Here is a 14,195-nt window from a genome sequence, read left to right as displayed (position 1 = left end):
GATGACCCAGGACCTGATCCCCTACCTGTTGCGCCTGGGCGACAGTGCCATGATCCAGGGCCAGCGCCTGTGCGAATGGTGTGGCCATGCACCGGCGCTGGAAGAAGAACTGGCGCTGATGAACGTCGGCCTCGACCTGGTCGGCCAGGCCCGCAACTGGCTGGACTACGCGGCCGAAATGAGCAACGACGGCCGCGACGCCGATCATCTGGTGTTTCGTCGCGATCAGCGCGACTACCGCAACCTGCTGCTGGTCGAACAGCCCAATGGCGATTTCGCCGTGACCATGCTCAAGCAGTTTCTCTACGACGCCTGGCACTTCCAGGTGCTGGAGCAACTGAGCCAGTCGCTCGACCCGCGCATCCAGGGCATAGCCGCCAAGGCGTTGAAAGAGGTCACCTACCATTTGCGCCGCTCGGGCGAGTGGATCGAACGCCTGGGCGATGGCACTGAAGAAAGCCACCAGCGCATGCTGGCAGCCATCCCTCAGGTGTGGCGCTTTACCGTTGAGCTGGTCAACAGCGACGCGCTCGAACAACGCCTGTTCGAGGCCGGCATCATCGGTGATCCGCAGGCCATCGCCGCCGCCTGGCAGCAGCAGGTGGCCAGCACGTTCGCCAGCGCCACCCTGCCCGTCCCGGCCGCCGCCAGCCCCTTCTACCTGGACAGCCGCCGCGGCATTCACAGCGAGCACCTGGGCCTGTTGCTGGCCGAAATGCAGTTCCTGCCACGAGCCTACCCCGATGCAACCTGGTGAACTGATTGCCAGCGATGGCGGCGCCCGGGCGGCGCGCGGCGACGACCTGAGCCGGGCTTGGGCCGTACTGGCCCAGGTCATGGACCCGGAAGTGCCGGTGGTCAGCGTGGTGGAGCTTGGGATCGTTCGCGAGCTGAGCTGGCAAACCGGCCACCTGCAGGTGGTGGTCACCCCAACCTACTCCGGCTGCCCGGCCACCGAGGTGATCGAGCAGGACATCTGCCAGGCCCTGGAGGACGCAGGCTTTGTCACACCACGGCTCAAGCGCCAATTGCACCCGGCCTGGACCACCGACTGGATCAGCGCCAGCGGCCGGGAGCGCCTGCAGGCCTACGGCATCGCGGCGCCCCAAGGCAGCGCCAGCAAACGCAGCCTGCTGGGTGACAGCCCGCTGATCAGTTGCCCGCAATGCGGCAGCAGCCATACCGAATTGCTCAGCCAGTTCGGCTCGACCGCCTGCAAGGCGCTGTATCGCTGCTGCGACTGCCGTGAACCTTTCGACTATTTCAAATGCATCTGAGCGCACATTGCTGCGCCTGATGGAGAACGACCATGAGCCAGTTCCATAGCCTGACCGTCAAGCAAGTGCGTAATGAAACCCGCGATGCGGTGTCGATCCTGTTCGACGTACCGGATGACCTGCGCGACCAGTTTCACTTCGTCCAGGGCCAGTACCTGGTCATGCGTACCCACCTGGACAACGAAGAAGTACGCCGCTCCTATTCGATTTGCACCGGGGTCAACGATGGCGAGTTGCGGGTGGCGGTCAAACGCGTCGCCGGCGGGCGCTTCTCGGCCTTTGCCAACGATGTGCTGGCGGCGGGCGATGTACTCGAGGTCATGCCGCCGGCCGGCAGCTTCCATGTCCAGCTCGACCCCGCGCGCCAGGGCAACTACCTGGCCGTGGCGGCCGGCAGCGGTATCACGCCGATCCTGTCGATCATCAAGACCACCCTGGAGCACGAACCGCATAGCCGCTTCACCCTGCTCTACGGCAACCGCGCCAGCACCTCGGCACTGTTTCGCGAGCAGCTCGAAGACCTGAAGAACCGTTACCTGCAACGCCTGAACCTGATCTTCGTGTTCAGCCGCGAGCAACAGGACATCGACCTGTACAACGGTCGTATCGATGCCGACAAATGCAACCTGCTGTTCAGCCGCTGGCTGGATGCGCCGCGCCTGGAGGCCGCGTTCATCTGCGGGCCGCAGAGCATGACCGAGATGGTGCGCGACAGCCTCAAGGCCAATGGCCTGGCAGCTGAACGCATTCATTTCGAGTTGTTCGCTGCCGCTGGCAATGAGCAACGCCGCCAGCAACGCGAAGCGGCCCGGGTCGAGAACCCGCAGAGCAGCCAGATCACCGTGATCAGCGACGGCCGCGCGTTGGCGTTCGAGCTGCCGCGCAACACCCTGAGCGTGCTGGATGCCGGCAATGCCATCGGCGCCGAGCTGCCCTACTCGTGCAAGGCCGGGGTGTGCTCGACCTGCAAGTGCAAGGTCATCGAAGGCGAAGTGGAAATGGACAGCAACCACGCCCTTGAAGACTACGAAGTGGCCGCCGGCTATGTGCTGTCGTGCCAGAGCTATCCACTCAGCGCCAAGGTGGTGCTGGACTTCGACCAACTCTAAGCCCAAGGAGCAGAAGACGGCTTTCCCTGTGGTACCTCGCGTGTCCTGACAACAATCAAAATAACAAGAGTACGGCCATGACCCCCAACGACATCGAAAGCATCAGCCAGCACCCTGACTTCCAGCAACTGGTCAAACGAAAACGGCGTCTGAACGGGGTCCTGACCCTGATCATGCTGTGCATCTATTACGGCTTCGTCCTGCTGGTGGCGTTCTCCCCCGAGACCCTTGGCCAGTCATTGAGCGGTGGGGTCACCACGGTCGGCATGCTGGTCGGGGTGCTGATCGTGCTGGCCTCGTTTGCCCTTACCGGGATCTACGTGCATCGCGCCAACAATGTGCTCGACCCCTTGAACGACAAGGTCAAGCGGGAGTGTGCACAATGAACTGGACCGCGATCGCAATGTTCCTGCTGTTTGTGCTGTTCACCCTTGGCATTACCCGCTGGGCGGCGCTGCGCACCCGTTCGGCGAGTGACTTCTATACCGCCGGCGGCGGCTTGAGCGGCTTTCAGAATGGCCTGGCCATTGCCGGCGACATGATCAGCGCCGCCTCCTTCCTCGGCATCTCGGCGATGATGTTCCTCAACGGCTACGATGGCCTGCTGTATGCCCTGGGGGTGCTGGCCGGCTGGCCGATCATCCTGTTCCTGATTGCCGAACGCCTGCGCAACCTGGGTAAGTACACCTTCGCCGACGTGGTGTCCTACCGCCTGGCGCAGACGCCGGTACGCTTGACCTCGGCCTTCGGCACCCTGACCGTGGCGCTGATGTACCTGGTGGCGCAAATGGTGGGTGCCGGCAAGCTGATCGAACTGCTGTTCGGCATCAGCTATTTCAATGCGGTGCTGCTGGTCGGTGTGCTGATGGTCTTCTATGTGACCTTCGGCGGCATGCTGGCGACCACCTGGGTGCAGATCATCAAGGCCGTCTTGCTGCTCTCGGGTACCAGCTTCATGGCCTTCATGGTGCTCAAGCATTTCGGCTTCAGCACCGAGGCGATGTTTGCCGGCGCGGCGGCGGTGCACGCCAAAGGCACGGCGATCATGGCCCCCGGTGGTTTGCTGTCCAACCCGATAGATGCCATTTCCCTGGGCCTGGGGATGATGTTCGGCACGGCGGGGCTGCCGCATATCCTCATGCGTTTCTTTACCGTCAGCGACGCCAAGGAAGCGCGCAAGAGCGTGTTCTATGCCACCGGTTTCATTGGCTACTTCTACCTGTTGCTGATCGTGGTCGGCTTTGGCGCCATTGTCATGGTCGGCACCGAACCGGCTTACCGCGATGCCAGCGGCGCAATCATCGGCGGCGGCAACATGATCGCGGTGCACCTGGCCCAGGCGGTGGGTGGCAACCTGTTCCTCGGTTTCATTTCGGCGGTGGCCTTCGCCACGATCCTGGCCGTGGTCGCCGGCCTGGCGCTGTCCGGCGCCTCGGCGGTGTCCCATGACCTGTATGCCTGCGTGATCCGCAAGGGCCAGGCCAGCGAGAAGGAAGAGATGCGCGTCTCGCGCCTTGCCACCTTAGGGATTGGCGTGCTGGCGATCATTCTCGGCCTGATGTTCGAGTCGCAGAACATTGCCTTCCTCTCCGGCCTGGTGCTGGCCATCGCCGCCTCGGTCAACTTCCCGGTGCTGTTCCTGTCGATGTTCTGGAAAGGCCTGACCACGCGCGGCGCGGTGGTCGGCAGCATGAGCGGGTTGATCTCGGCGATCGTCCTGCTGGTGCTCAGCCCGGCGGTGTGGGTCAACGTCCTGCATCACCAGCAGGCGCTGTTCCCCTACAGCAACCCGGCGTTGTTCTCGATGAGCCTGGCCTTCTTCGGCGCCTGGCTGTTCTCGGTCACCGACACCTCGGCGCGGGCCACCGAGGAACGTGGCCGTTATCTCGCGCAGTTCATTCGCTCCATGACCGGGATCGGCGCCGCCGGCGCCAGCAAGCACTGACACCAACAACAAAAACGATTGTCGGGTATAAAAAGAATGAACCACATTCGCCTCAAGCCAGCCTCGCTGCTGGCCAGCCTTGCCCTGCCCATGGTCGCCGCACCGGCCATGGCGGACTTTTTCGCTGACAGCCACGCCAAGCTCGAGCTGCGCAACCATTACCTGAACCGCGATTTTCGTCAGGACAACGCGCCCCAGGCCAAAGCCGAGGAATGGGGCCAGGGCTTCACGGCTAAACTGGAGTCGGGCTTTACCGAGGGCCCCGTGGGCGTTGGCGTCGACGCCATGGGCCAACTGGGGATCAAGCTCGACTCCAGCCGCGACCGCCGTGGCACGGGCCTGTTGCCCTACGGGCGCAACAGCCTGGAGCCGGCCGACGACTACAGCGAACTGGGCCTGACCGCCAAGCTGCGCGCCTCGAAAAGCGTGTTGCGCCTGGGCACCCTGCAGCCGTTGTTGCCGGTGGTGATGTACAACGATACCCGCCTGCTGGCCTCAAGCTTTCAGGGCGGCTTGCTCACCAGCCAGGAAATCGACGGCCTGACGGTCAATGCCGGGCGCCTGACCAAGGCCAACCTGCGCGACTCTTCAAGCCGCGACGATATCGGCTATGGCGCGGCCAGCAGCGACGGCTTCGATTTTGCTGGCGGCAGTTATGCCTTCAACCCGCAGCTGAGCCTGAGTTACTACTACGGCAAGCTTGAGCACATCTACCGCCAGCAGTTTGTCGGCCTGGTGCATACCCTGCCATTGGCCGAGGGCCTGAACCTGCGCAGCGACCTGCGTTACTTCGACAGCCGCGGCGATGGCGCCGAACGTGGCGGACAAATCGACAACCGCAACTTCAACGCCAGCTTCGCCCTCGGCGTGCGCGCGCACAAGTTCACCGCCAACCTGCAACAGATGTCTGGCGACAGCGCCTTTCCGTTTCTCAACGGTGGCGACCCCTACACCGTCAACCTGGTGACCTACAACACCTACACCCGCGCCGGGCTGGACTCCTGGCAACTGCGCTACGACTACGACTTCGCCGCGCTCGGCGTACCGGGCCTGAGCTTCATGACCCGTTACACCGACGGCCGTCACGCCAAGGCCGGGGCGATCGACAACGGCCGTGAGCGCGAGCGCGACACCGATATCACCTACGTGATCCAGAGCGGCCCGCTGAAAAACGTCAGCCTGCGTTGGCGCAATGTGATGTTTCGCTCGGGCAACGGCCTGACCACGGCGCTGGACGAGAACCGCCTGATCATCGGCTACACCCTGGCGCTGTGGTAAGCGCCAAGCCTGTGTGCAATCGATTACCTGAAACCGGAGGACACCCGATGTCTGCTGCCCCTACCTTGCAAAGCTTCATTGCCGGCCGATGGATCGGCCAGCACGGCGCCACGCCGCTGCGCAGTGCCCTGGACGGCCACATCATCGGTTACAGCCACGAGGAGCGCGCGGACTTTGCCGAGGCCATCGAGCATGCCCGCGCTCAGGGCCTGCAGGCCCTCATGGCCATGGACTTCCAACAACGCGCCGCCCGCCTCAAGGCCCTGGCCTTGTACTTGAGCGAACGCAAGGAGCAGCTCTACGCCCTCTCCCACCACAGCGGCGCCACCCGTGCCGACAGCTGGATCGACATCGAAGGCGGCAACGCCACGCTGTTCGCCTACGCCGGCATCGGCGCGCGTGAGCTGCCCTCGGGCAATGTGTTTCACGAAGGCCCGGCCATCCCCCTGGGCAAACAGGGCTCGTTCGTCGGCAGCCATATTCTGGTCCCGCGGGCAGGCCTCGCGGTGCATATCAACGCCTTCAACTTCCCGATCTGGGGCATGCTGGAGAAATTCGCCCCGACCTTCCTGGCCGGCATGCCCTGCATCATCAAGCCCGCCACCGCCACCAGCTACCTGACCGAAGCGGTGGTGCGCCTGATGGCGCAATCCGGCCTGCTGCCGGCCGGTAGCCTGCAACTGGTGATTGGCAGCACCGGCGACCTGCTCGACCGTCTGCAAGGCCAGGACCTGGTGACTTTTACCGGCTCGGCCGACACCGCGGCAAAACTGCGCGTGACCCCGAACCTGATCCGCCACTCGGTCCCCTTTAACGCCGAAGCCGACTCGCTCAACTGCGCGATCCTCGGCCCGGACGTCAAGCCGGGCGATCCGGCGTTCGAGCTGTACATCAAGGAAGTGGTCCGCGAAATGACCACCAAGGCCGGGCAAAAGTGCACGGCGATCCGCCGCGCCATCGTCCCGGCCCGGCACATCGACGCCGTCGCCAGCGCCCTGCGGGAGCGCCTGAGCCAGGTGGTGGTGGGCGATCCGTCGGTCGAGGGCGTACGCATGGGCGCCCTGGCCTCCCATGAGCAGCAACGCGATGTCGGTGAACGCCTGCACAGCCTGCTGCAAAGCTGCGAGCAGCTGTTCGGTGCCAGCGATGGTTTCGCCCCGCGTGGCGAAGGGGTCAGCGAAGGGGCGTTCTTTGCCCCGACCCTGCTCCAGGCCCGCGACCCGCATGCCGAAGGCGGCGCCCATGACATCGAGGCCTTCGGTCCGGTCAGCACCCTGATGGCCTATGACGACCTCGACGAAGCCCTGGCCCTGGCCGCACGGGGCAAAGGCAGCCTGGTCGCCAGCCTGGTGACCTGCGACCGCCAGGTGGCGGCCAAGGTCATCCCGGTAGCAGCCGCCTGGCACGGCCGGCTGCTGATCCTCGACCCGCAGGCGGCGCCGGAGTCCACCGGCCATGGCTCGCCGCTGCCGCAACTCAAGCACGGCGGCCCGGGCCGTGCCGGTGGCGGTGAAGAGCTCGGCGGCCTGCGTGCGGTCAAGCACTACCTGCAACGGGCGGCGATCCAGGGCTCGCCGAGCATGCTCACGGCGGTCACTGGCGAGTACGTGCGCGGCGCCGAGGTGATTGAAACCGAGGTGCATCCGTTTCGCCGTTACTTCCAGGACCTGCGCATCGGCGAGTCGTTGCTGACCCACCGACGTACCGTCACCGAAGCCGACCTGGTGAACTTCGGCTGCCTGTCGGGCGATCACTTCTACATGCACTTCGACGAAATCGCCGCCAGGGACTCGCAGTTCGGCAAGCGCATCGCTCACGGCTACTTCGTGCTGTCGGCCGCTGCCGGGCTGTTTGTCAGTGCCGCTCCCGGTCCGGTACTGGCCAACTACGGCCTGGATACCCTGCGCTTCATCAACCCGGTGGGCATTGGCGACACCCTCCAGGCCCGGCTGACCTGCAAGCGCAAGATCGACCAGGGCAAGAGCAGCCCGCAAGGCATCCCGCAAGGGGTGGTGGCCTGGGATGTGGAGGTGACCAACCAGTTGGGAGAGCTGGTGGCCAGTTATGACATTTTGACCTTGGTGGTCAAACGTGAGGTCAGCCCCGTGGCAACCTGATCTTGAACTGCGCCCCACCCAGCGCTGACTGGCCGACAGTCAGCGTGCCACCCTGGCCTTCAATGGCCCGGCGGCTGATCGCCAGGCCCAGGCCAAAGCCGCCAGTGGTCCGGTCGCGACTGCGGTCCAGGCGGTAGAACGGCTGGAAGATCAGCTCACGCTGATCAGGCGGGATGCCGATGCCGTCATCCTCCACGGTCAGCAGACAATGGCCCTGCGGGTCCAGGCTCAAGCGTAGGAGGATCTGCCCGTCGCAATAGCGCATGGCGTTGCGCACCAGGTTCTGCAAGGCGCGGGCGGTCAGCCGTGGGTCGAGGATGAAGCGCGGCAGTTTGTCGTCGGCGCGCACCTGCCATTCGATGCCGCGGCCATCGAGCTCCTCGGCAAAGCTGCCAAGAATACTGTCGACCAGCTCCAGCAACGACACCTCGACCCGCTCGCGCGCCTGGTCGGCGTTCTGCAGGCGGCTATAGGACAGCAGCTCGAGCACCAGCTCATCCAGCTCGCGGACATGGCCGACCAGTTCCAGCAGGCGCTTGCGGCAGTTCGGCGGCACCTCGTCGAACAGCAATACCAGGCCAAAATCCAGGCGCGTCAGCGGCGTGCGCAGCTCATGGGACACGGCGTTGAGCAGTTCGCGCTGCTGGGTCAGCAGGCGTTCGACGTCCTGGGCCATGGTGTCGAACACCTGGGCCAGTTCGCCGATGTTCGAGCGCGGCGGAATATGGGTGCGCTGCGACAACTCGCCCTGGCCCAGGCGCCGTGCGGTTTCCTTGAGGCGCTCAAGGTCGCGCCAGTGCGGCCATACCCAGAACAGCAGGCAACCGAGCAAGGCGGCGCCAATCAGTACGGTCACCACCCAGGACAGCAGGCTGATGTCCATCGGGTCGGGCGGGTTGCTCAGTTCCACCAGCCAGGTGTCGTCCAGCGGCGCCAGGGCGGTTTCGTAGTAGCCCCAGTCGCCCAGGCGCACCACGTTCTGCCCGGCGTTGAGGCGATCGCGCTCTTCATGGCTCAGGCCGATCTGGTCCTGGCGGCGCAGTTCGATCTCAAGGGGCGCGAAATCCGCCGCCAGCTCCCTGGCCTTGGCCGGCCACTCGCTGGCCGGCACCTGCTCGAACTGCTTGACGATCAGGCGCTGCACGCCCCGCGCCTGATCAAGGTTGTAGGCGATGAAGCGCTGATGAAAGGCGCCGACGATGGCATCGGGAATCAGGAAGATCGCCCCGGCATAGGCCACGATGGTGATCAGGTACAGACGGATGAGGATCTTCAGCATGAGCCGCTAGAACTCCCACTCGACGCGGCTGAACAGGTAGCCCTTGCCCCACACGGTCTTGATCTTGCGCGCTTCGCCGGCGCTGTCGTCGAACTTGCGCCGCAGCTTGGAAATCGCCACGTCCACCGAGCGGTCGGTACCGTTGAACTCGATGCCGCGCAGTTGCTGGAGGATACGGTCGCGGCTGAGCACCACCCCGGCGTTGCGCGCCAGCACCACCAGCAGGTTGAACTCGCCGCTGGACAGCTCCACGGGTTGTTCGCGCCAGAACACGTTGCGCTCGGCCAGGTCGATGCGCAGGCCGCCGACCACGATCAGGTCGCTTTCAAGCCGGGGCTCGTTGATGCAGCTGCGGCGCAGCAACGTGCGCACCCGGGCCAGCAGCACCCGTGGCTCGCAAGGTTTGGTCACGTAGTCGTCGGCGCCCATCTCCAGGCCCAGCACCTGGTCATGGCTGTCGTCGCGGGCGGTCAGCATCAGGATCGGCAAGGCCTGGGACTCGGCGCGCAGCAGCCGGCACACCTGCAGGCCATCGAGGCCCGGCAGCATCAGGTCGAGGATCACCAGGTCCGGCTTGTTGCGCCGGGCTTCGGCCAGCACATGGTCGCCACGGGCAATCACATTGACACTGAAGTCGTTGCGCTGCAGGTAGCTGGCGATCAGTTCGGACAGGGCGCAGTCGTCTTCGACCAGGAGGATATTCGGCATGGGTAGTTTGACAGGCTGGGAAAGTCAGGCAGGATATAAGAGCTCACGCGCTCGCAGGATAAAGCTTCACACTTTTTTACACATGGCCTACACAGCTTAACTGTTGCCCGTCGGTCGCCTGCCTTAGCATTGCCGGGTCATTTTCGGAAGATCCGCATGTCCAGTACAAGTCCCGCCCGTCTGCGCGCCCTGGCGCCGCTGTTGTTGATCACCTTTGCCCTGAGCGCCTGCGACGACAAATCGCCGGCCGAAGAGAAGGCCCCGCCGAGCGCCGTCAAGGTCGAGACCGTGCGCGTGCAGCCGCTGGCGATCAGCACCGAGCTCAATGGCCGCATCCTTGCCCCACGTACCGCCGAGGTACGTGCACGGGTGGCCGGGGTGGTGCTCAAGCGTGTGTACCGCGAAGGCAGCGACGTCAAACAGGGCGATGTGCTGTTTCGCATCGACCCGGCGCCGTTCCAGGCCGATTACGACAGCGCCCGCGCAAGCCTGGCCCGCGCCGAAGCCACGCTGTTCCAGGCGCGCTTGCAGGACCAGCGCTATCGCGAGCTGATCGGCATCAATGCGATCAGCCGCCAGGAGCATGACAACGCCCGCGCCGCCTTCCTGCAAGCCGATGCCGATGTCGCCGCCGCCAAGGCTGCGCTCGAGCGGGCCAAGCTCAACCTCGGCTACGCCACCGTCACCGCGCCGATTTCCGGGCGCATCGGTCGCGCCCTGGTGACCGAAGGCGCCCTGGTGGGGCAGAACGAAACCACGCCGCTGGCGACCATCCAGCAGTTGAACCCGATCCATGCCGACGTCACCCAGTCGACCCGCGAGCTCAATGCCCTGCGCCGCGCCCTGCGTGCCGGCGAACTGCAGCAGGTGGGCCAGGACCAGGCCAGCGCGACGCTGATCCAGGACGACGGCACGCCCTACCCGCTGCCGGGCAAATTGCTGTTCTCGGACATCAGCGTCGACCCGAGCACCGGGCAGATCACCCTGCGCAGCGAGTTCCCCAACCCGGACCTGGACCTGCTGCCGGGCAGTTTCATCCGCGTGCGCCTGGAGCAGGCGGTCAAGCAACAAGGCATCAGCGTGCCGCAACGGGCCATCCTGCGTGACAGTGCAGGCAACCCGAAGGTAATGCTGGTGGATGCCGAACAGCGCATCAGCGAACGTTCGGTGGTATTGGGCAGCGTGCAGAACGACCGCTGGATCGTCAGCGACGGCCTGGCCCCCGGCGACCGGGTGGTGGTCGAAGGTCTGCAGCACGTCAACCCCGGCGACCAGGTACAGGTCGACAACGCGGGCAAGGACGCCCTTCCCATCGTTCAGTCCAACGGCCAGTGAGGGCCTGATTCATGCCGCAGTTTTTCATTGACCGCCCGGTCTTCGCCTGGGTGGTCGCCTTGTTCATCCTGCTGGCCGGCGCCCTGGCCATCCCGCAGCTGCCGGTGGCGCAATACCCCGACGTGGCGCCGCCGCAGGTAGAAATCTATGCCGTGTACCCCGGCGCCTCGGCGCAGACCATCGACGACAGCGTGGTCAGCCTGATCGAGGAAGAGCTCAACGGTGCCGACAACCTGCTCTACTTCAGCTCGCAAAGCAGCCTGGGCAGCGCCACCATCACCGCCACCTTCGAGCCGGGCACCAACCCGGACCTGGCCCAGGTCGACGTGCAGAACCGCCTGAAAGTGGTCGAGTCGCGCCTGCCGCGCCCGGTCACCCAACAAGGCCTGCAGGTAGAGAAAGTCTCCACCGGCTTCCTGTTGATGGTCACCCTCACCGCCATGGACGGCAGCCTCGATGAAGTGACCCTGAGCGACTTTCTCGCCCGGAACGTGATGAACGAGATCCGCCGCCTCAAGGGTGTCGGCAAGGCGCAGCTGTATGGTTCGGAACGGGCCATGCGCATCTGGATCGACCCGGCCAAGCTGATCGGTTTCAACCTGACCCCGGATGACGTCAACAACGCCATCGCTGCGCAGAACGCCCAGGTGGCGCCGGGCAGTATCGGCGACCTGCCGGGTACCGGCACCCAGGAAATCACCGCCAACGTGGTGATCAAGGGCCAGCTCAGCACCGTGCAGGAGTTCAAGGACATCGTCCTGCGCGCCAATCCCGATGGCTCGACCGTGACCATCGGCGACGTCGCCCGGGTCGAGATCGGCAGCCAGGAGTACCAGTACGGCACCCGCCTCAACGGCAAGCCGAGCAGCGCCTTCAGCGTGCAGCTGTCGCCCGGCGCCAACGCCATGGAAACCGCGACCCTGGTGCAAGCCAAGCTCAACGAGCTGTCGCGCTACCTGCCGCCGGGGGCCAAGTTCGACATCCCCTACGACACCTCGCCGTTCGTCAAGGTCTCGATCCAGCAGGTCATCACCACCCTGCTCGAAGCCATGGCCCTGGTGTTCGCGGTGATGTTCCTGTTCCTGCAGAACATCCGCTACACCCTGATCCCGACCCTGGTAGTGCCGGTGGCGCTGATGGGTACCTTTGCGGTGATGCTGGCGCTGGGCTTCTCGGTCAACGTGCTGACCCTGTTCGGCATGGTCCTGGCCATCGGTATCCTGGTCGACGACGCCATCGTCGTGGTCGAGAACGTCGAGCGGATCATGAGCGAGGAAGGCCTGGCGCCGCGCGAGGCGACGAAAAAGGCCATGAGCCAGATCAGCGGCGCCATCGTCGGCATCACCCTGGTGCTGGTGGCGGTGTTCCTGCCGATGGCCTTCATGAAAGGCTCGGTGGGGGTGATCTACCAGCAGTTCTCGGTGTCGATGGCGGTGTCGATCCTGTTCTCGGCGTTCCTCGCCCTGAGCCTGACCCCGGCCCTGTGCGCGACCCTGCTCAAGCCGATCGCCAAGGGCTCGCACCACGAGAAAACCGGCTTCTTCGGCTGGTTCAACCGCCGCTTCGAAAGCCTGACCAATGGCTACCAGCGCTGGGTGATCCAGGCCCTCAAGCGCAGTGGCCGCTATCTGCTGGTGTACGTGGTGCTGGTAGCCGGGCTGGTGTACGGCTTCAGCCAACTGCCCTCCTCGTTCCTGCCCACCGAAGACCAGGGTTACACCATTACCGACATCCAGCTGCCGCCGGGGGCCAGCCGTGCCCGCACCGAACAGGTGGCAGCGCAGATCGAGGCGCATAACGCTACAGAACCTGGCGTCGGTAACAGTACCCTGATTCTCGGCTTCAGCTTCTCCGGCAACGGCCAGAACGCAGCTCTGGCGTTCACTACGCTCAAGGACTGGTCCGAGCGTGGCAGCGATGACAGCGCCCAGTCCATCGCCGACCGCGCCAACGCCGCGTTCAGCCAGCTCAAGGACGCCATTGCCTATTCGGTGCTGCCGCCGCCGGTGGATGGCCTGGGCACGTCCAGCGGTTTCGAGTTCCGTCTGCAGGACCGTGGCGGCCTCGGCCATGCCGGGCTGATGGCGGCGCGCGACCAGTTGCTCGCCGCCGCGGAAAAAAGCCCGCTGCTGGTCAACGTGCGCGAAAGCGCCCTGGCCGAAAGCCCGCAGGTGCAGCTGGAAGTCGACCGCAAGCAAGCCAATGCCCTGGGCGTGTCGTTTGCCGATATCGGCAACGTGCTCAACACTGCGGTGGGCTCCAACTACGTCAACGACTTCCCCAACCAGGGGCGCATGCAGCGCGTGGTGGTGCAGGCCGAAGGCGACCAGCGCAGCCAGGTCGACGACCTGCTGAAGATCCACGTGCGCAACAGCAGCGGCAAGATGGTGCCGCTGTCGGCCTTCGTCCAGGCCAAGTGGATCACCGGCCCCGTGCAGTTGACCCGCTATAACGGCTACCCGGCCATTGCCGTGTCAGGCGAGCCGGCACCGGGCCACAGCTCCGGCGAGGCGATGAACGAGATCCAGCGCCTGGTCGATCAACTGCCTCAGGGCATGGGCCTGGAATGGACCGGCCTGTCGCTGCAGGAGCGCCTGTCCGGCGCCCAGGCGCCGATCCTCATGGGCCTGTCGCTGCTGGTGGTGTTCCTGTGCCTGGCGGCGTTGTACGAGAGCTGGTCGATCCCGACCTCGGTGCTGCTGGTGGTGCCGCTGGGCGTACTGGGCGCGGTGATTGCGGTGAGCCTGCGCGGCATGCCCAACGACGTGTTCTTCAAGGTCGGCCTGATCACCCTGATCGGCCTGTCAGCGAAAAACGCCATCCTGATCATCGAGTTCGCCAAGAGCCTGGTCGATGAAGGTCACGACCTGGTCGATGCCACCGTGCAAGCCGCACGTTTGCGCTTGCGCCCGATCGTCATGACCTCGCTGGCGTTCATCCTCGGCGTGGTGCCCCTGGCGATTGCCAGCGGCGCCAGCTCGGCCAGCCAGCAGGCCATCGGTACCGGGGTGATCGGCGGCATGCTCAGCGCCACCCTGGCGGTGGTGTTCGTACCGGTGTTCTTCGTGGTGGTGATGCGCCTGACCGGCAAGCGCCGGGCCAAGGGCCATGCCCAAGCGTCCGCGCCCGTGGCCAGCGACAGCTGAT

Annotated in this window: 10 protein-coding genes and 1 pseudogene; 9 read left to right on the top strand and 2 right to left on the bottom strand. The window is 65.0% G+C overall.

The window, feature by feature from the left end:
- Position 1: 1 nt before the first annotated feature.
- From paaC to paaZ, 7 genes and pseudogenes are all read left to right on the top strand, one after another.
- A complete protein-coding gene (gene paaC, locus NLX68_RS22150; RefSeq protein ID WP_010225254.1) occupies positions 2-757 on the top strand; it encodes a 1,2-phenylacetyl-CoA epoxidase subunit PaaC in 756 nt (251 codons plus the stop codon).
- Positions 744-1,277 carry a 1,2-phenylacetyl-CoA epoxidase subunit PaaD gene (gene paaD / locus NLX68_RS22145; protein ID WP_010225252.1) on the top strand — a complete coding sequence of 178 codons (534 nt, stop codon included), beginning with the start codon at positions 744-746 and terminating at the stop codon, positions 1,275-1,277. The genes paaC and paaD overlap by 14 nt, the downstream gene beginning before the upstream one ends.
- 32 nt (positions 1,278-1,309) lie before the next feature.
- Complete coding sequence (paaE, locus tag NLX68_RS22140; protein ID WP_254285802.1) at positions 1,310-2,386, top strand: 1,2-phenylacetyl-CoA epoxidase subunit PaaE; 1,077 nt, start codon at positions 1,310-1,312, stop codon at positions 2,384-2,386.
- A 77-nt stretch (positions 2,387-2,463) separates the two neighbouring features.
- Positions 2,464-2,772 carry a DUF485 domain-containing protein gene (locus tag NLX68_RS22135; RefSeq protein WP_010225248.1) on the top strand — a complete coding sequence of 103 codons (309 nt, stop codon included), beginning with the start codon at positions 2,464-2,466 and terminating at the stop codon, positions 2,770-2,772.
- Positions 2,772-4,331 (top strand): annotated as a pseudogene (locus NLX68_RS22130) (cation acetate symporter); the annotation flags it as partial. The gene NLX68_RS22135 and the pseudogene NLX68_RS22130, both read left to right, overlap by 1 nt.
- 36 nt (positions 4,332-4,367) lie before the next feature.
- The gene (locus NLX68_RS22125) at positions 4,368-5,609 is read left to right on the top strand and encodes an OprD family porin (RefSeq protein WP_254285801.1); all 1,242 of its coding nucleotides are present in this window, start codon (positions 4,368-4,370) and stop codon (positions 5,607-5,609) included.
- A 47-nt stretch (positions 5,610-5,656) separates the two neighbouring features.
- Entirely contained in the window at positions 5,657-7,726 is a 2,070-nt protein-coding gene (paaZ, locus tag NLX68_RS22120; protein WP_254285800.1) for a phenylacetic acid degradation bifunctional protein PaaZ, read from the top strand.
- Here the strand turns inward: paaZ and NLX68_RS22115 are convergent.
- Together NLX68_RS22115 and NLX68_RS22110 are read right to left on the bottom strand one after the other, a co-directional pair.
- The gene (locus NLX68_RS22115) at positions 7,707-9,005 is read right to left on the bottom strand and encodes an ATP-binding protein (RefSeq protein ID WP_010225243.1); all 1,299 of its coding nucleotides are present in this window, start codon (positions 9,003-9,005) and stop codon (positions 7,707-7,709) included. The genes paaZ and NLX68_RS22115 overlap by 20 nt on opposite strands.
- A 6-nt stretch (positions 9,006-9,011) precedes the next feature.
- Positions 9,012-9,713, bottom strand: a complete 702-nt coding sequence (locus NLX68_RS22110; protein ID WP_010225242.1) for a response regulator transcription factor — start codon at positions 9,711-9,713, stop codon at positions 9,012-9,014.
- Positions 9,714-9,869: 156 nt separating this feature from the next.
- Here NLX68_RS22110 and NLX68_RS22105 point away from each other — a divergent pair, with 156 nt between their 5' ends.
- Positions 9,870-11,048: an efflux RND transporter periplasmic adaptor subunit gene (locus tag NLX68_RS22105; protein WP_254285799.1), complete on the top strand. Its 1,179-nt coding sequence runs from the start codon at positions 9,870-9,872 to the stop codon at positions 11,046-11,048.
- 11 nt (positions 11,049-11,059) lie between these two features.
- Positions 11,060-14,194, top strand: coding sequence for an efflux RND transporter permease subunit (locus NLX68_RS22100; protein ID WP_254285798.1), 3,135 nt, complete (start codon positions 11,060-11,062; stop codon positions 14,192-14,194).
- The last annotated feature ends 1 nt before the right edge of the window (position 14,195 follow it).

The organism is Pseudomonas sp. SBB6 (genome assembly GCF_024213215.1).
In the GTDB taxonomy this organism is placed as follows: domain Bacteria; phylum Pseudomonadota; class Gammaproteobacteria; order Pseudomonadales; family Pseudomonadaceae; genus Aquipseudomonas; species Aquipseudomonas donghuensis.
Note: the sequence above shows the minus strand (reverse complement) of the source record. Positions and strands in the feature narration are given on the sequence as shown.

What these genes read in the sequence shown, in the direction of transcription:
- paaE (WP_254285802.1), top strand. Translation starts at nt 1,310, where the DNA reads ATGAGCCAGTTCCATAGCCTGACCGTCAAGCAAGTGCGTAATGAAACC.
- paaD (WP_010225252.1), top strand. Translation starts at nt 744, where the DNA reads ATGCAACCTGGTGAACTGATTGCCAGCGATGGCGGCGCCCGGGCGGCG.
- NLX68_RS22105 (WP_254285799.1), top strand. Translation starts at nt 9,870, where the DNA reads ATGTCCAGTACAAGTCCCGCCCGTCTGCGCGCCCTGGCGCCGCTGTTG.
- paaZ (WP_254285800.1), top strand. Translation starts at nt 5,657, where the DNA reads ATGTCTGCTGCCCCTACCTTGCAAAGCTTCATTGCCGGCCGATGGATC.
- NLX68_RS22135 (WP_010225248.1), top strand. Translation starts at nt 2,464, where the DNA reads ATGACCCCCAACGACATCGAAAGCATCAGCCAGCACCCTGACTTCCAG.
- NLX68_RS22115 (WP_010225243.1), bottom strand. Translation starts at nt 9,005, where the DNA reads ATGCTGAAGATCCTCATCCGTCTGTACCTGATCACCATCGTGGCCTAT.
- paaC (WP_010225254.1), top strand. Translation starts at nt 2, where the DNA reads ATGACCCAGGACCTGATCCCCTACCTGTTGCGCCTGGGCGACAGTGCC.
- NLX68_RS22100 (WP_254285798.1), top strand. Translation starts at nt 11,060, where the DNA reads ATGCCGCAGTTTTTCATTGACCGCCCGGTCTTCGCCTGGGTGGTCGCC.
- NLX68_RS22125 (WP_254285801.1), top strand. Translation starts at nt 4,368, where the DNA reads ATGAACCACATTCGCCTCAAGCCAGCCTCGCTGCTGGCCAGCCTTGCC.
- NLX68_RS22110 (WP_010225242.1), bottom strand. Translation starts at nt 9,713, where the DNA reads ATGCCGAATATCCTCCTGGTCGAAGACGACTGCGCCCTGTCCGAACTG.